Annotated in this window: 10 protein-coding genes (1 of these 10 running past the window's edge); 5 read left to right on the plus strand and 5 right to left on the minus strand. The window is 71.8% G+C overall.

From position 1 onward, the window contains the following. Positions 1-207: 207 nt before the first annotated feature. Positions 208-654, minus strand: a complete 447-nt coding sequence (locus tag AC07CM_RS03880) for a MarR family winged helix-turn-helix transcriptional regulator (protein ID WP_478874721.1) — start codon at positions 652-654, stop codon at positions 208-210. A 108-nt stretch (positions 655-762) separates the two neighbouring features. Between AC07CM_RS03880 and AC07CM_RS03885 the strand changes: the two genes are divergently transcribed. After that, positions 763-1,692: an alpha/beta hydrolase gene (locus tag AC07CM_RS03885; protein ID WP_478874722.1), complete on the plus strand. Its 930-nt coding sequence runs from the start codon at positions 763-765 to the stop codon at positions 1,690-1,692. A gap of 91 nt (positions 1,693-1,783) precedes the next feature. Further along, entirely contained in the window at positions 1,784-1,927 is a 144-nt protein-coding gene (locus AC07CM_RS03890; protein WP_478874723.1) for a hypothetical protein, read from the plus strand. A 604-nt stretch (positions 1,928-2,531) separates the two neighbouring features. Here AC07CM_RS03890 and AC07CM_RS03895 read toward each other — a convergent pair. The 3 genes from AC07CM_RS03895 to AC07CM_RS03905 all read right to left on the minus strand — a co-directional run bounded on the left by AC07CM_RS03895 (position 2,532) and on the right by AC07CM_RS03905 (position 10,105). Beyond that, positions 2,532-5,132, minus strand: coding sequence for a tetratricopeptide repeat protein (locus AC07CM_RS03895; RefSeq protein WP_478874724.1), 2,601 nt, complete (start codon positions 5,130-5,132; stop codon positions 2,532-2,534). Positions 5,133-5,757: 625 nt separating this feature from the next. Beyond that, positions 5,758-8,478, minus strand: coding sequence for a pyruvate, phosphate dikinase (gene ppdK, locus AC07CM_RS03900; RefSeq protein ID WP_478874725.1), 2,721 nt, complete (start codon positions 8,476-8,478; stop codon positions 5,758-5,760). Between the two features lie 406 nt (positions 8,479-8,884). Continuing rightward, positions 8,885-10,105, minus strand: a complete 1,221-nt coding sequence (locus AC07CM_RS03905; protein WP_478874726.1) for an ROK family transcriptional regulator — start codon at positions 10,103-10,105, stop codon at positions 8,885-8,887. Positions 10,106-10,225: 120 nt separating this feature from the next. Here AC07CM_RS03905 and AC07CM_RS03910 point away from each other — a divergent pair, with 120 nt between their 5' ends. The 3 genes from AC07CM_RS03910 to AC07CM_RS03920 all read left to right on the plus strand — a co-directional run bounded on the left by AC07CM_RS03910 (position 10,226) and on the right by AC07CM_RS03920 (position 16,566). Next, a complete protein-coding gene (locus AC07CM_RS03910) occupies positions 10,226-11,680 on the plus strand; it encodes an MGH1-like glycoside hydrolase domain-containing protein (protein WP_478874727.1) in 1,455 nt (484 codons plus the stop codon). Next, positions 11,677-13,614: an amylo-alpha-1,6-glucosidase gene (locus AC07CM_RS03915; RefSeq protein ID WP_478874728.1), complete on the plus strand. Its 1,938-nt coding sequence runs from the start codon at positions 11,677-11,679 to the stop codon at positions 13,612-13,614. The genes AC07CM_RS03910 and AC07CM_RS03915 overlap by 4 nt, the downstream gene beginning before the upstream one ends. Before the next feature lie 1,335 nt (positions 13,615-14,949). Continuing rightward, a complete protein-coding gene (locus tag AC07CM_RS03920; protein ID WP_478874896.1) occupies positions 14,950-16,566 on the plus strand; it encodes an alkaline phosphatase family protein in 1,617 nt (538 codons plus the stop codon). 145 nt (positions 16,567-16,711) lie between these two features. Here the strand turns inward: AC07CM_RS03920 and dusB are convergent, their stop codons facing one another. Continuing rightward, positions 16,712-16,897, minus strand: the final stretch of a protein-coding gene (dusB, locus tag AC07CM_RS03925) for a tRNA dihydrouridine synthase DusB (RefSeq protein ID WP_478874729.1). It continues 1,089 nt past the right edge of the window; only the last 186 of its 1,275 coding nucleotides appear in the window; its start codon lies beyond the right edge, outside the window — the gene reads right to left on this strand; it ends in the stop codon at positions 16,712-16,714.

The raw sequence follows: 16,897 nt of genomic DNA on the forward strand, positions 1-16,897 counted from the left end.
GTTGCGAGCGGCTGCTTGGCGGCCCGGCACGGGAGCAGCACGGAACCATCCGACCGCCCCACCACAGCGTGCCCGCATCTTCTAAGCGCACGGCCACACGGCGCTGCTGGTCGGCTACTGAAATTGAATTCGTGATGTCGGCCCTGCGGGGCCAAGCAGCGTCACTCAACTCTGGGGGGTCGGATGCCATTCGCCGGTCATGTCCCCTCATCCCGGCCGGCCGTGGGTGCCCGCCTCGAGGGTTGCGCGAAGGATGGCCAGGGTTGAGGCGATGCGGGCGAGGTCGTCGGGGGGAACCGCCGCGGTCAGTGAGATGAGCTCGCTTTCGACAATGGGGCGGGAAGCGGACAACTGCTTCTCACCCGCGGGTGTGAGGCGGAGGACGGACGAACGGCGGTCCTGGGGGTGCGCGACCCGCAGGCACCAGCCCGCAGCCACCAGCCGGTCGACCGCCTTGCTGACGGCCCCCACGGTGATCGCCAGTTCGCCGACGATGTCGAGAACGCGGCATCCCGGCACGCGGTCGATGATCTCCAAGAGCTCGAACTGTCCCAACCCCAGCCCTTGTTCGTCGCGCAACCGGGTGTTCACCGCGTTGTAGAGCCGGGTCTCGACACGGACCAGGTCGGTGAAGGTCGGGGTGATATGGCTCACATTAGCTCCAGTGGATTCCCAGGAATCATCTTCCTTGGAATCCGGTTGGGGTCGGGCAGATGGATTCCAAGGAATTCATCGTCGCACCCCGACCCATGGAGGCCCCGCATGTCCCGACAGCAGCGCGACGCCCTGGACGCCATACTCCGTTCCGCCCCTCGCAGCGAGACACGGCCCACTCCCGAGGAACAGCGCAGCGGCTTCGCCGCAGCTGTCACCCGCCCCACGCCGGAGGGCGTGGTCACCCGCAGGACCGTCCTGGGCGGGCGGCCGACACTGGAGCTGGAGCCGGCCGAAGCCTCCGGCCGCGGCCGACTGCTCTACCTGCACGGCGGCGGCTACGTCATCGGCTCACCGGACACCCACGCAGGGCTGGTCGGTGAACTGGCCCGCCGCGCCGGGCTGCGCGCGACGTCGGTCGATTACCGGCTGGCGCCCGAGCACCCTTTCCCCGCGGCTGTCGACGACGGGCTCGCGGCCTACCGCGAGCTGCTGGCGTCGGGCACCGACCCACGGGACCTCGTCATGGCCGGTGACTCCGCCGGTGGTGGATTGAGCATCGCCACGCTGCTCGCCGCCCGGGAGGCCGGGCTGCCGCAACCAGCAGCCGTGGTCGTCTTCTCCCCCTGGGCCGACCTCACCCTCGCTGGAGGAAGCATCCGTTCCAAGGAGAGCGCCGACCCCATTTTCACTGAGGCCGACGTGCGTGCCTGCGCCGATCTCTACGTCGGCGCAGGCGACAGGGCGCATCCCCTGGCCAGTCCGGTGCTCGCCGACCTCACCGGACTGGCCCCACTCCTCGTGCAGGTCGGGGCGAACGAGGTGCTCCTCGACGACGCGGTCCGGCTGGCCGGCCGCGCGGGCGCCGACGGCGTCGAGGTCACGCTCGAAGTCGGCCCCGGCCTCCCCCACGTCTTCCAACACCACTACGGCCGCCTCGACGAGGCGGACGCCGCACTCGACCGCGCCGCCCGCTTCCTCACCGCCCACCTGAGCGCCGAGCGCCCGGACGCCGACCATCTCGAACCGGTCCACTGACACCGACCCCGACGGCCTCCACGTGATGTCGGCGACGGCCACAAGAGCGCCATCGCCGACATCACGGGTTCAATTTCAGTAGCTTGCCGCCATGACCGATGACGTTGTTCTCCGACTGGACCGGGCCAGCGCCGAGGACCTGTACGAGGTGCTCTGGCTGCGGGGGAAGCACCTTGCTGCCGGCGCACCCATCCAGGCTCTGCCTCAGGCGGCCAACGAGCGGCGGGGCCGGTGATCACTACCTTGGGTAGCTCGCTGGGCAAGGCCGCACCCTTCTAAGCGTGTGGGGCTGGGCCGTCTCTGGGCCGTCCGAGGCCCCCCGAGGCGACCAACGGTGACCGACAGTGACAGACGAGCCGCAGCCGCTAGCAGTAAAGCCGCAGGTCAGCGGCCCCGGGCCATACGGGTTTCCATCCAGGGCTAGCGGTCGGGCAAGGTGGGGTGTTTCTCTCCACCGGACCGGGGTCTTGGTCGCCCTACGCCTTCTTCCTGCATAGCGAAGCTGCAAGAACGAACGGTGCCATCACGAGCAGGAACACCCAATACGCGACCATGGTGGCCCTCGCCGTGCGCTCCCATTGGGTTCGATGTACGCGCCGTGGGCCATCTGTGGGCCAAGGTACCGATCATGCAGCCAGCTTGTGGCATTGATGCAGGTCAGAGGACGGTTTCAGCGCGATACCGCAACGCTCTTGAAAACCGCCGTAGTGCAAGGCACAGCCGGAGCGGTGAGGAGCGGCATCCGTAGAGGGCAACGGGACCGTAGGCGTACGCCAGTACCCCGCAACCCATGCGACCAGGCCGTCAGGCTCGTCGACGGCGTCGGATCCCGTCGGCCTTCAGGTGCGGGGTGTCTCTCCCGCCTTCCGCTGCCAATAGGCAAGGTTGTGGCGGGTGGCCAGGGTGTGGGGATGGTCCTCACCCAGCACCCGAACTCGATCGGCCAGCAGCTGCTCGAACGCGGCTGCGGCGCCGGCCGCGTCTCCCGCCTTCCCCTGCCAGTAGGCGAGGTTGATACGGGTGGCCAGGGTGTGGGGGTGGTTCTCACCCAGCACCCGAACCCGGTCGGCCAGCAGCTGCTCGAACGCGGTTGCGGCACCGGCCGCGTCTCCCGCGTCCCCCCGCCAGTTGGCGAGGTTGTTGCGGGCGGTCAGGGTGTCGGGGTGGTCCTCACCCAGCACCCGCAACCGGTCGGCCAGCAGCTCCTCGTACGCGGCTGCGGCGCCGACCGCGTCTCCTGTCTCCCCCCGCCACCGGGCGAGGTTGCTGCGGGTGGTCAGGGTGTCGGGGTGGTCCTCACCCAGCACCCGCAGCCGGTCGGCCAGCAGCTCCTCGTACGCGGCTGCGGCGCCGGCCGCGTCTCCTGTCTCCCCCCGCCAGTGGGCGAGGTTGTGGCGGGTGGTCAGGGTGTCGGGGTGGTTCTCACCCTGCACCCGCAGCCGGTCGGCCAGCAGCTCCTCGTACGCGGCTGCGGCTCCGGCCGCGTCTCCCGTCTCCCCCCGCCAGTGGGCGAGGTCGTGGCGGGCGCCCAGCGTGTCGGGATGGTCCTCACCCAGCACCCGCAACCGGTCGGCCAGCAGCTGCTCGAACGCGGCTGCGGCACCGGCCGCGTCTCCCGCCTCCCCCCGCCACCGGGCGAGCTCGTGGCGGGCGGCCAGGGTGTGGGGGTGGTCCTCACCCTGCACCCGAACTCGGTCGGCCAGCAGCTGCTCGAACGTCGCTGCGGCACCGACCGCATCCCCCGCCTCCCCCCGCCACCGGGCGAGCTCGTGGCGGGCGGCCAGGGTGTGGGGGTGGTCCTCACCCTGCACCCGAACCTGGTCGGCCAGCAGCTGCTCGAACGCGGCTGCGGCACCGACCGCATCCCCCGCCTCCCCCCGCCGGTAGGCGAGGTCGTGGCGGGCGGTCAGGGTGTCGGGGTGGTCGGGGCCGAGGTGGCGGCAGGTGGTCTCGGTCAGGCGATGGAAGTGGGCTGTGGCGGCGCTGACCTGGCCGGCTTCGGCGAGGCTTCGTCCGGCCCGGTACAGCACCCCATGCGCGTCGGGCCGGTACAAGGCGTCTTCGGCAGTACGGGTGAGGGTGGTGGCATTGGCGCGCAGAGCCTGGACGATTTCGGTGTCGCGTTCGACGGCGGGCCAGGCGGTGATGAGGGCGTCGGCGGTGGTGCGGGCGAGCTGGTCGTGCTGGTCGGGGGTGAGCGTGTCACGGGTGGCGCGCTGGATGAGCTGGTGGACGCGGACAGCTTGATGGGGGGTGGCGGGACTGTGGTCGATGAGGCTGAGCCGATCCAGCGCCCGCAGCGCACCGACCGCCTCGTCCGCGGTGACGGACACGGGAGTCTTGCGGTGCAGGGTCAGGTGGGCGAGGGCGGGAGCGCTGGTCAGGACGGTTTGGGGGATGCCGTTGGGGCTGAGGAACGCGGCGAGCTGGAGCATCGGGCGGGCCAGGCCGGCCGGGCGCAGGGTGTCGGCGCGGTCGACGGACAACGACCAGGCTGCCGCCGCGGTCTGGGTCTGGCCGTCGGGCAGGACCTCGGGGGCGGCGTCGGCGAGCAGGGTGGCACGGTCGGCCAGCAGTCTCCGGTAGGCGGCGGCGCTGATGCTGGCGTCGATGAGGTAGGCGGCGGCTTGCGACAGTGCGAGCGGCAGGTGCCCTAAGTCCTGGGCGAGTGCGGTGAGCTGTTCGTCGGGCTCGTGGCGGTTACGGGCGCCGAGTGCGGAGGTGAGGTAGGCGAGGGATTCGGCCTCGGTGAACAGTCCGACCTTGATCAGGCGGCCGGCCAGGGCGGCGTCCTGGCGGCGGGTGGTGACCAGGGTCCGGCCGTGCGGGCCGGCCGGCGGCCACAGCCCGTTCAGGTCGGCGGGGTCGGTGACGTCGTCGAGGACGACCAGCCACCGGCAAGGCGTCGCGTTGGCCTTGGGTTCCAGCCAGGCCAAGAACGCGCGGGCGGCCGTTTCCCGGTCCGTGGGGTCGGCGCCGAGGATCTCCACGGCGGCCTGCGCATACCCGGAGGCGGCCGCGGTGGCGTTGCCCGCGGTGATCCATACCAGCAGGTCCAGTTCACCAGCCTGCCAGGCGGTGCGGGCGTAGTTGGCGGCCAGCTGGGTCTTGCCCACCCCGCCCATTCCGGCCAGCACCTGACCATGCACCGTGTCCTGCCCCACCAGGACCGCAGCTCGTCCACCCGAGAGCGCTTCACGCAGCCGTACCACTTCGGCCCGGGTCTGGAAGCAGCCCGCCCGTGGCGGGATCACCCCCACCTGATGCGGCCACGCGGCCGCAGGCCGCCGGGTCCCGTAGTAGTGATGGTGGTCGCCCTTGCCCGTGACCGGGCCGGTGAACACGCCATCACGGAAATCGACGTGGTCCCCACCCTCAGCGCCGTACGGCGCCTCCCCGCCCGCCACCCCAGCCCCCTCGAACACGGTCGGATCCAGCACCCCGACCGTACCCGCGCACCCACCCCGGTCACCGGCTGTTCGCGACACAGAGCAGACCTGGAACAAACGCTAATTCCCCCAGGTATCCCCCAGCAGCAGCACGCAGAGGCAAACCTGCAGGTCACGGACAGCGGACTTAGCCCGCTGTAAACCTGCTGCCCGTGCCAGCTGGGCCGTCTCCGGGCCGTCCGAGGGTGGCCGGTGACGACCTTGCATAACCATCAATCACCAGGACGGCCCGGCATCATGGCGGGCCGTCCTGGCGTGTATGCCCTGCTAGACCCAGGTATCCAGCCACATCCGCGACCGCCAGCTGTCGATCGGGATCGCGGTGCCCGTGTACAGGGGCCAGAAGTAGATGTTCTGCCACCGCTCGACATCGGCATACGCTAGCCGCACCTAGAGGGCACAACGAGGGCACAACGGCTTCGGGCCCATCCACCGGCAGTCAACGCCCACAAACGCTATTTTGCCTGGTCAGCGACTTAGCTTGACAGTCTCCACAGATGATGCACGGAGGGGCGGCACCCCCGCACAGGGCGCCGCCCCCTCCTCTTCGTGCGCCGGAGCCGCCGCCGATCGGTGAGGGTCGGGGACCAACGGCGGCTCCGGGGTCGGGCGAAGGTCAGCGGTGGTCGCTGCCCTCCGACTGGGTCGCCGCGCGGCCCGCCTCCAGGCGCGCGACCGGGATGCGGAACGGGGAGCAGGAGACGTAGTCCAGGCCGGCCTCGTGGAAGAAGTGCACCGACTCCGGGTCGCCGCCGTGCTCGCCGCAGACGCCGAGCTTGAGGTCGGGGCGGGTGGCGCGGCCGGCCTGGGCGGCCGCCTTCACCAGGGAGCCGACGCCTTCCTTGTCGATCGTCTCGAAGGGGGAGACGCCGAAGATGCCCTTCTCGAGGTACGCCGTGAAGAAGGAGGCCTCGACGTCGTCGCGGGAGAAGCCCCACACCGTCTGGGTCAGGTCGTTGGTGCCGAAGGAGAAGAACTCCGCGGCCTCGGCGATCTGACCGGCGGTCAGCGCGGCACGCGGCAGCTCGATCATCGTGCCGATCGCCAGCTTGAGCTTCGCCCCCGTCGCCGCCTCGACCTCCGCGATGACCTGGTCGGCCTCCTCGCGGACGATCTCCAGCTCCTGGACCGTGCCCACGAGCGGGATCATGATCTCGGCGCGCGGGTCGGCCTTGCCGTTCTTGCGCTCGGCCGCGGCCTCGGCGATGGCGCGGACCTGCATGGTGAACAGGCCGGGGATGACCAGTCCGAGGCGGACGCCACGCAGCCCCAGCATCGGGTTCTGCTCGTGCAGGCGGTGGACCGCCTGGAGCAGGCGCAGCTCGTTCTCGTGCGGCTCCTGACGGGACTCGGCGAGCGCCACGCGGACAGAGAGCTCCGTGATGTCCGGCAGGAACTCGTGCAGTGGCGGGTCGAGGAGGCGGATCGTGACCGGCAGGCCGTCCATCGCCTCGAAGAGCTCGACGAAGTCCTTTTTCTGCAGCGGCAGCAGCTGCTGGAGGGCGGCCTCGCGCTCCTCCTCCGTGTCGGCGAGGATCAGCTTCTCGACCATCTCGCGGCGCTCACCGAGGAACATGTGCTCGGTGCGGCACAGACCGATGCCCTGGGCTCCGAAGCGGCGGGCGCGCAGCGCGTCCTCGGCGTTGTCCGCGTTGGCGCGAACCCGCAGCCGGCGCTTGCGGTCGGCGAAGGCCATCATGCGGTGCACGGCCTCGACCAGCTCGTCGGCGTCGTCGGCGCCCGGGTGCATCCGGCCCTCGAAGTACTCTACGACCGGGGACGGGACCACCGGGACCTCGCCCAGGTAGACCTTGCCGGAGGAGCCGTCGATGGAGATGACGTCGCCCTCCTCCACGACGTGACCGCCCGGCACCGTCATCCGGCGGCGCTTGGTGTCGACCTCCAGCTCCTCGGCGCCGCAGACACAGGTCTTGCCCATGCCGCGCGCGACGACGGCCGCGTGGGAGGTCTTGCCGCCGCGCGAGGTCAGGATGCCCTCGGCCGCGATCATGCCGTCCAGGTCGTCGGGGTTGGTCTCCCGGCGGACCAGGATGACCTTCTCGCCCGAGCGGGACCACTTCACGGCGGTGTAGGAGTCGAACACCGCCTTGCCGACCGCGGCGCCCGGCGAGGCCGCGATGCCCCGGCCGACCTTCTCGATCTTGGCGGACTCGTCGAAGCGCGGGAACATCAGCTGCGCCAGCTGGGCGCCGCTGACGCGCTGGAGCGCCTCGGTCTCGTCGATCAGGCCCTGGTCCACCAGCTGCGTGGCGATGCGGAAGGCCGCGCCCGCCGTGCGCTTGCCGACGCGGGTCTGGAGCATCCAGAGCTGGCCGCGCTCGATGGTGAACTCGATGTCGCAGAGATCCTTGTAGTGGTTCTCCAGGGTCTCCATGATCTGCATGAGCTGGTCGTACGACTTCTTGTCGATGTTCTCCAGCTCGGCGAGCGGGACCGTGTTGCGGATGCCCGCGACCACGTCCTCGCCCTGCGCGTTCTGCAGGTAGTCGCCGTAGACGCCCTGGTGGCCGGAGGCGGGGTCGCGGGTGAAGGCGACGCCGGTGCCGGAGTCGGGGCCGAGGTTGCCGAAGACCATGGAGCAGATGTTCACCGCGGTGCCCAGGTCACCGGGGATGCGCTCCTGGCGGCGGTAGAGCTTGGCGCGCTCGCCGTTCCAGGAGTCGAAGACCGCCTTGATGGCGAGGTCCATCTGCTCACGCGGGTCCTGCGGGAAGTCCCGGCCGGCCTCCGTCTTGACGATCTTCTTGAACTTGGTGACCAGCTTCTTCAGGTCGGCGGCCTCGAGGTCCGTGTCGACGGTGACCTTCTTGGCCTCCTTGGCCGCGTCGAGGGCCTCCTCGAAGAGCTCGCCGTCGACGCCGAGGACGGTCTTGCCGAACATCTGGATGAGGCGGCGGTAGGAGTCCCACGCGAAGCGGTCGTCGCCGGCCTGCTTGGCCAGGCCCTGCACCGACTTGTCGGAGAGGCCGATGTTCAGGACGGTGTCCATCATGCCGGGCATGGAGAACTTGGCGCCGGAGCGGACCGACACGAGGAGGGGGTTGTCGGCCTGGCCGAGCTTCTTGCCCATCCTCTGCTCGAGGGCGTCGAGGTGCGCACTCACCTCGTCACGCAGTGCCGCGGGCTCCTCGCCACTGTCGAGGTAGACCTTGCAGGCCTCGGTGGTGATGGTGAAGCCGGGAGGGACCGGGAGGCCCAGGTTGGTCATCTCGGCGAGGTTGGCGCCCTTGCCGCCGAGGAGATCCTTGAGGTCCTTGTTGCCCTCGGTGAAGTCGTAAACGAACTTCGCTACGTGGGGTTCTTTGTTTTCCGACACGGGTCTCGACTCCTTGAGGCCGCGGTGGCTGCCCTGACGGCGAGGAACATACCCAGATCGAAGGTGCCTGGGTACGTCCACTTGCGCGTCATGAGCCTGTAACCACTCGTCCGCCAGCGGATCGAAAGTCAAGGCTCGGCAAGAAACAACGGCTTCATGTGTTCACTTCTTGAATGCATCCATACCCAGGGGCATGGAATACCGCTCAGGTGAGCGGCTCTCGACACGTCTGAGTTCGATCGATGAACGATCAAGGGGTGGCACCGAGTGCCACCCCTTGGAGAAGTGCAGTCGCCCAAGATCCGCTCATCTGAGCGCAACCCTTATCAAGGGTGGCGAGAATCACGCTGCCACAGCGTGCCCGATTTCACCATGCGGACGCCGATCCGGGACGGAAACGCCCCGGTCACACACCCAGCGCGAGCAGCCGCTCCTCCACCCGCTCCGGCGCGTACAGGTGCTCCACCACCAGCGCCCCGGCACCCGTCAGCGCGGCGCGCTCGCCCAGCCGGGACGTCACGACGTCCAGGTGGGCCGTGGAGCGGGGCAGCGCCCGCTGGTAGAGCAGCTCCCGGACGCCGGTGAGGAAGGCGGTTCCGGCCAGGTCCCCCGCGATCATCAGGACGCCCGGGTTGAGCAGGGTCACCACCGTGGCCAGCACGTCCCCGACCCGCCGTCCGGCCTCCCGGGCCAGCGCGGCCGCCCCCGGGTGTCCGGCGGCCAGCAGGTCCCGTACGTCCGAGCCGGACGCGGCCGGCACCCCGGACTCCGCCAGCCGCCGGGCCACGGCGCCGCCGCTGGCGACGGCGGCCAGACAGCCGTACGAGCCGCACCGGCACAGCGCCTCGCCGCCCACGCGGATGTGCCCGATGTCGCCCGCGCCGCCGTCGACGCCCCGGTAGATCGAGCCGTCGACCACGACCCCGGCACCGATACCCGTGGACACCTTGACCAGCACGAACGCCGAGCACTCGGGGTGACCGGCGCGCTGCTCGCCGTACGCCATGAGGTTGGCGTCGTTGTCCACCAGGACCGGGACCGCGGGCGCGCCGGTGTGCTCGGTGAAGGCGCGGGAGAGGCGGCCCGGTATGTCGTAGCCGTCCCAGCCCGGCATGATCGGCGGCTGCACCACCCGGCCGGTCCCGCTCTCCACCGGACCCGGCACCGCGAGCCCTATGCCGCACGCCTGCTCCGGCCGGCGTCCGGCCTTGGTCAGCAACTCGGCGAACCAGCGGCCGAGTTCGCCCAGTACGGCCTCGGGGCCGTCCTCGATCACCAGGGTGCCCGAGTGCTCGGCGAGTATCTCGCCGGTCAGGGTGAGGACGGCCGCGCGGGCGTGCCGGGTGTCGAGGTCGGCGGCGAGGACGACGGCGTGGGAGTCGTCGAACTCCAAGGTGATGGAGGGGCGGCCGCCGAGCGGCGAGTCGACCGGGCCGCCGGCGCCCTCGCGCACCCACCCGGCCCGGAACAGCCGGTCGAGGCGCTGGCCGACGGTGGCGCGGGACAGGCCGGTGGCCTGCTGGAGCGCGCCGCGTGTCACGGCCCGTCCACTGCGTACCAGTTCGAGCAGATCGCCGGCGCCGGCCTGGCTGCTGGTCTTGCCGGTCCTCCCGGGCTGTCCCGTCATGCGCACCCCCTTGTGTTTCCCAAGCTTGCATTACATATTGAGTTTTGCGTGTTAAATAGACGTAACCCTGTTGTAGACACAACCAAACCCGGTCGGCCGGACGTCTTCGGGGAGCCCCGAGTGGATCGCACTGCCCAGCTCACTGCCCGTGTCCCGGAACGCGAGATCGCATACGATCCGCCGGCCTCCGACACGTCCCTGCACGTCAGGGCGGCCCGGGTGCTGGACGCGAACTGGACGGGCGCCTCGACCGTCCCCTCCCGGAGCCTGTACCCGCACCAGTGGTCGTGGGACTCGGCGTTCATCGCGATCGGCCTCAGGCACCTCGCGCCGCTGCGGGCGCAGACGGAGCTGGAGACGCTGCTGGCGGCCCAGTGGGGCGACGGGCGCGTCCCGCACATCGTCTTCAACCCCTCCGTACCGCTCGACGCCTACTTCCCGAGCCCCGACTTCTGGCGCTCCTCGACCGCGGGACGCGCCGCGGGCGCCCCGCGCACCGTACAGACGTCTGGCATCGTGCAGCCACCGGTGCACGCGCTGGCGGCCTGGCTGGTGCACCGCGCCGACCCCGGTCTGTCGCGGGCGCGCGGCTTCCTCGCCGCGGTGTATCCGCGACTGGCCGCCTGGCACCGGTATCTGCTGCACCGGCGCGACCTGGGCGGTGGCGGCCTGGTGTCCGTCGTGCACCCCTGGGAACAGGGTATGGACAACAGCCCCTGCTGGGACGCCCCGCTCGCCCGCGTCACCCCGGCACCGGCCCGCTCCTTCCGCCGCGCCGACCTCGACCACGGCGCCGCCGAGGACCGGCCGACGGATCTGGACTACGGGCGGTACGTGCGGCTGGCGGCGGAGTACCGGGACGCCGAGTACCGGGACGGGGCGGGCGCGCGGGGCGGGGCCGGGGGTGGCGGGTTCGCCGTGGAGGACCCGGCGTTCAACGCCCTGCTGATCGCCTCGGAGTACGCGCTGGCCCGGATCGCCGAGGAACTGGGGGCGGCCGGGACGGCCCGCCGCGCCCGCGTCGAGCGGCTGACGACCGCCCTGGTGGACCGTCTGTGGGACCCGTCGAGCGGGATGTTCCTGTGCCGGGATCTGCGAGGCGGCGGCCTCGTCCCCGAGCGCGGCGTCTCCGGGCTGGTCCCCCTGCTGCTGCCGGACCTGCCCCGGGAGGTCGCCGCCGCGCTCGTGCGCACGCTGCGCGGCCCCCACTTCGGGCTGGGCGACACCACAACCCTGGTCCCGAGCTACGACCTCCTCGGCGAGGCCTTCGACCCGCACCGGTACTGGCGAGGGCCGGCGTGGTTCAACACGAACTGGCTGCTGGAGCGGGGACTGCGGGCGCACGGTCACCGGGAGCCGGCCGACGCCCTGCGGGACTCGCTGCTGGGCCTCGCCGAGGCCACCGATTTCGCCGAGTACGTCGACCCGTACACCGGCGAGGCGTGCGGCGCGACCGGCTTCGGCTGGACCGCCGCGCTCGCTCTGGATCTGCTGCACGAGCGCCCCGGACACACCGTGTCCCGCACGGCCGCCGGCGCGTTCGACACGAGTGACAAGGGAGGGGACCGGGGATGACGGACCGGCATCATCTGCTCGTGCACGGGGCGACGTTCGCCGCCGTGGGCGACCGGGGCGACATCAGCGGGGTGCGCGGCGGCAGCTCCCCGGACGGGTTATTCGTACGGGACGCCCGGCACCTCAGCCGCTGGCAGCTCACCGTCGACGGCGCGGTGCCCGAGGTGCTCAGCCCCGTCGCGGACGGCGACGCGGCCCGCTGTGTACTGGTGCCGCGCGGAGGCCGGCAGGAGCCGCCCGCGCACACCCTGTTCCGTGAACAGGCCGTCGGCGACAGCGCGTTCGTCGAGTCCCTGCGGATCACCAGCAACCGTCCGGCGCCCACCACCGTGCGCCTCGCCATCACCGCCGACGCCGACTTCACCGACCAGTTCGAGCTGCGCTCCGACCACCGCACCTACGTCAAGGCGGGCGTCGTACGGTCCCGTCAGGTCCTCGACGACGGCATCGAGTTCACCTACCGGCGGGCCGAATGGCGGTCCTGTACGACCATCACGGCCGAGCCCGCCCCGGACGCCGTCGAGGAGACCGGCACCGGCGCCCGCCGCCTGGTGTGGACGCTGGACCTGGAACCCCACGGCACCACCGAGCTGGTGCTGCGGGTGATGGCCCGCCCGCACGGCGACCGGCGCGCCCTGCGCGTGCCGCGCTCCCCCGCCGCCGTGAACGAACAACTCCTCGACCTGGAGGGCAGGTTCGTGGAGGGTGTCGCCTTCCCGACCGGCTGGCCGGAGCTGGCGGCGGCCTGCGCCCGCGGCCTGGCCGACCTGGCCGCCCTGCAGGTACCGGCGACCGGACCCGACGGCGAGGAGCTGCGCGTCCCTGCGGCGGGCGCCCCCTGGTTCCTCACCCTGCTCGGCCGGGACGCCCTGCTCACCGCCCTGTTCTCGCTGCCGTACCGACCCCAGCCGGCCGCCGCCACGCTGCTCGCGCTGGCCGCGACCCAGGCGACCGGGACCGGTATGTCCTCGGTCGCCCAGCCCGGCAAGATCGTGCACGAGGTGCGCCACGGCGAGCTGGCGCACTTCGGGCAGGTGCCGTTCGGGCGGTACTACGGCTCGGTCGACGCGACCCCGCTGTTCCTGATCCTGCTCGGGGCGTACGTCGAGCGGACCGGCGACGCGCACCTGGCCCGCCGCCTGGAGCCGCACGCCCGTGCCGCCGTCGGCTGGATGCTGGACCACGGCGGACTGACCTCGCGCGGTTACCTGGTCTACCGCGCCGACGAGGGCGGCCTCGCCAACCAGAACTGGAAGGACTCCCCCGGCGCCATCTGCTGGTCCGACGGCACCCGGCCCACCGGGCCGGTGATGGCCGCGGGCGCCCAGGGCTACGCGTACGACGCGCTGCGCCGCACGGCGTGGGTGTCCCGCACGGTGTGGGCCGACGAGACGTACGCCGCGCTGCTGGAACAGGCTGCGGCCGACCTCCGGGACCGCTTCCAGCGGGACTTCTGGATGCGCGAGCGCTCCTTCCCGGCGCTCGCGCTGGACGGCGAGGGCCGCCAGGTCGACGCGCTGGCCTCGGACGCCGGGCACCTGCTGTGGTCGGGGCTGCTCGACAAGGAGTACGGCGAGGTCGTCGGGCGACGGCTGCTGGAACCGGACTTCTTCTCGGGCTGGGGGGTGCGCACGCTCGCCTCCGGCCAGCCGGCGTACCACCCGCTCTCCTACCACCGGGGCTCGGTCTGGCCGCACGACAACGCGCTGATCACGCTGGGCCTGGCCCGGTACGGGCTGCACGACGAGGCCCGTACGGTGGCGCACGCCCTGGTCGACGCGGCGACGGCCGCGGGTCACCGGCTGCCGGAGGTGCTGGCGGGCTACGGCCGCGACACCCACCCCGAGCCGGTGCCCTACCCACACGCGTGCGTCCGCGAGTCCCGCTCGGCAGCAGCGCCACTCGCACTGCTCACCGCGGTCGGGGGCGCTTGACACTCCGTGAGGGGCGGGCGGACGGCCGTGCGTGACACTCCGCGCGGGGCGGGCGGATGGCCGTACGTGACACTCCGCGCGAGACCGGGCGGACGGCGGTGGGCGACACTCCGCGCGGGGCGGACCGACGGCGGTGCGCAACACTCCGCGCGGGGTGGGCGGCCGGCCGTGCGCGACCGCGTGGGGCGAGCGGACGGCCGTGCGTGACACTCCGCGCGAGACCGGGCAAACGGCGGTGGGCGACACTCCGCACGGGGCGGACCGACGGCGGTGCGCAACACCCCGCGCGGGGCGGCCGGGCGGCCGTGCGTGACACTCCGCGCGAGACCGGGCGGACGGCCGTGGGCGACACTCCGCGCGGGGCGGCCGGGCGACCGTGCGTGACCGCGCGGGGCGAGACCGGGCGGACGGTCGTGCGTGACACTCCGCGCGAGACCGGGCAAACGGCGGTGGGCGACACTCCGCACGGGGCGGACCGACGGCGGTGGGCGACACTCCGCGCGGGGCGGCCGGGCGGCCGTGCGTGACCGCGCGGGGCGGCCGGGCGGCCGTGCGTGACACTCCGGGCGAGACCGGGCGGACGGTGGTGCGCCGGGCGTCCAGAGGAACCGATGGCCAGGCGTTTGCCGGGTGTTTGCCCGGTGCTGTGAACAGGGGCCACGGACCGGCCGTACGGGATGGCGGCGGGCCAGGCGGGCCGGGTCTCTCCGGCCCTGCCCAACCTCCCCAGCGTGGCCCGCCGCTCCGTCACGGGTCGCGCACGGAAGGACCTCCGGGTTGCCTCAGCACACGAGCACGCGTCAGTCGCCGGGTACGGCCGGGGGAGCCGAGGACGTCCTCGCCGACCGGGAGGAACGGACAGAACAGGCAGGCACCCCGGGGGAACCGGAGGGCAGCCGGGGGGAACGGGCGGACAGCCCGGAGGGACCCGAGGGCAGCCGGGAGGAATCGGTGGGCACGACCGCCGCCGACGCCCCGGAGGACGCGGCGAAGAACACCGCTGCGGACGCGCCCGAGGACGCGGCTGAGAACGCGCCCGAGCACACGCCCGTCGAGTCAGCCGACGACGCGCCCGAGGGCACCATCACGGACGCGCCCGCCGAAGCCCCCGACAGCACCACCGCCGACGCGCCCGAGAGCACCGCCGAAGCCTCTCCCTCTACGGAAGCCGTCGGCGAGGATTCCGAACCCGACGGGAAGGCGGCCGAACCCAACGCCGCCGTACCCGCCGGCACCGTCACCACCCCCCGCCCCACCCGTCGCCGCTGGGCAGGCTGGTCGGCTCGGGTCCGCCGGTGGCGGGATGCGCACCCGGCCGCCTCCCAGGCCCTCTCCGTGACCCTCACCGTGCTCGCCGCCGCCCTGGTCGTCGCCGCACTCGTGCTGCCGAACAGCGTCGTCGGGCTCAGGCCGGCGAAGTTCACGCGCATACCGGCGGAGGCGGTCATCGGGGCCGCGGTGATGCTGGCGCTGCCGCGCCGGCCCCGGGTGGTGCTGGCCGCGGTGTCCGGCATGGCGCTGGCCGCGATGACCGTGCTGAACCTGCTCGACATGGGGTTCAACCAGTACCTCGGCCGCAGCTTCAACCTGGTCCTGGACTGGAGTCTGCTCGGCGACGCGCAGTCGTACCTGGAGGACTCGCTGGGCCGAACGGCCACCCTGGCCGCCACCGCCGGTCTGATCGCCCTCGTACTGCTGCTCTTCGTGCTGCTGGCGCTGTCCATGGTCCGGCTGAGCAACCTCCTGGCCCGACACACCGGCACCGCCACCCGCGGCACGCTGATCGCGGGCGTCGTCTGGATCACCTGCTCCTCCCTCGGCCTGCAGATATCCGGCGTGCCGATCGCCTCGGACCGCACAGCCAGTGCCGTGAAGATCCAGGCCCGCCGGGTGGCCGACACCCTCCGGGACGAGGCGGAGTTCGAGAAGGTGGCCAGGGTGGACGCCTTCGGGAACACCCCCGGCTCCCAGCTCGTGCCCGACCTGCGCGGCAAGGACATGATCTTCACGTTCATCGAGAGCTACGGCCGCAGCGCGATCGAGGATCCGATCATGGCGCCCGGTGTCGACAAGACCCTTGACGAACGCACCGAGGCGCTGGCGAAGGCGGGTTTCCACGCCAAGAGCGGCTGGCTGACCTCGGCGACCTACGGCGGCAGCAGCTGGCTCGGCCACTCCACCACCATGTCGGGGCTGTGGATCAGCAACCAGCAGCGCTACCGCACCGTCATGGCGAGCGACCACCTCAGCCTCACCGGCGCCTTCAAGAAGACCGGTGCCTGGGACACGGTCGGCGTCATGCCGGGTGTGCAGAAGGCCTGGCCGGAGCAGAGCTTCTACGGCCTGGACAAGGTCTACAACGCCTTCCAACTCGGCTACAAGGGACCGAAGTTCAGCTGGTCGACCATGCCGGACCAGTACGCGCTGCAGCAGTACCAGGACCGGGTGCACAGCAAGCAGCCCGCCGACGGCAAGGCGCGGATGTCGCTGCTCATCCTCACCTCGAGCCACCAGCCCTGGGCTCCGATCCCGAAGATGGTCGGCTGGGATCAGCTCGGCGACGGCTCGATCTTCAAGGGCATCCAGGCGGCGGGCAACAAGCCGGCCGACATCATCGCCGACACCACCAAGTCCCGTCAGGAGTACGGCAAGTCGGTCCAGTACTCGGTGACCGCGCTGACCCAGTGGCTGGAGCGCTACGGCAACGACGACACGGTTCTGGTCTTCCTCGGCGACCACCAGCCCATCGCCCGGGTCAGCGGCAACCATGCCAGCCGTGACGTGCCGATCTCGATCGTCGCCAAGGACCCCAAGGTCCTCGACAAGATCGCCGACTGGGGCTGGACGGACGGTCTCCGCCCCGCCCACAACGCCCCGGTATGGAAGATGAGCTCCTTCCGAGACCGCTTCCTGACGGCCTACGGCTCCATCCCCCACCCCAGGAAGGGCTGACCCGGAACGCGACCCCGTCGGGGCCCGACGCGCTCACCCCGGGGCCCGGGGCAGAGCCCCGCGACGCTCACCACCCGACCGCCCGAGTCAGGCGGGCGGGTGGGTGGGAAAGTACCGCTCAACCGGGCAGCTGGGAAAGAACCGCTCAACCGCCGGAGGTATCCAGCTCGGCGTCCTCGCTGACGCCGGCACAGTCGTACGGGTCCTTCAGCCAGCCGTCCGGCAGCACCACCCGGTTGTTGCCGGACGTACGGCCGCGGGGCGGGGGGGGGGGGGGGGGGGGGGGGGGGGGGGGGGGGGGGGGGTGGGGGGGGGGGGGGGGGGGGGGGAG

This window comes from Streptomyces sp. NPDC044061, from assembly GCF_056434305.1.

Bases quoted from the DNA above. Each gene is read 5' to 3' on its own strand.
- AC07CM_RS03885 (WP_478874722.1), top strand. From the start codon at position 763: ATGTCCCGACAGCAGCGCGACGCCCTGGACGCCATACTCCGTTCCGCC.
- AC07CM_RS03890 (WP_478874723.1), top strand. From the start codon at position 1,784: ATGACCGATGACGTTGTTCTCCGACTGGACCGGGCCAGCGCCGAGGAC.
- AC07CM_RS03905 (WP_478874726.1), bottom strand. From the start codon at position 10,105: ATGACGGGACAGCCCGGGAGGACCGGCAAGACCAGCAGCCAGGCCGGC.
- AC07CM_RS03915 (WP_478874728.1), top strand. From the start codon at position 11,677: ATGACGGACCGGCATCATCTGCTCGTGCACGGGGCGACGTTCGCCGCC.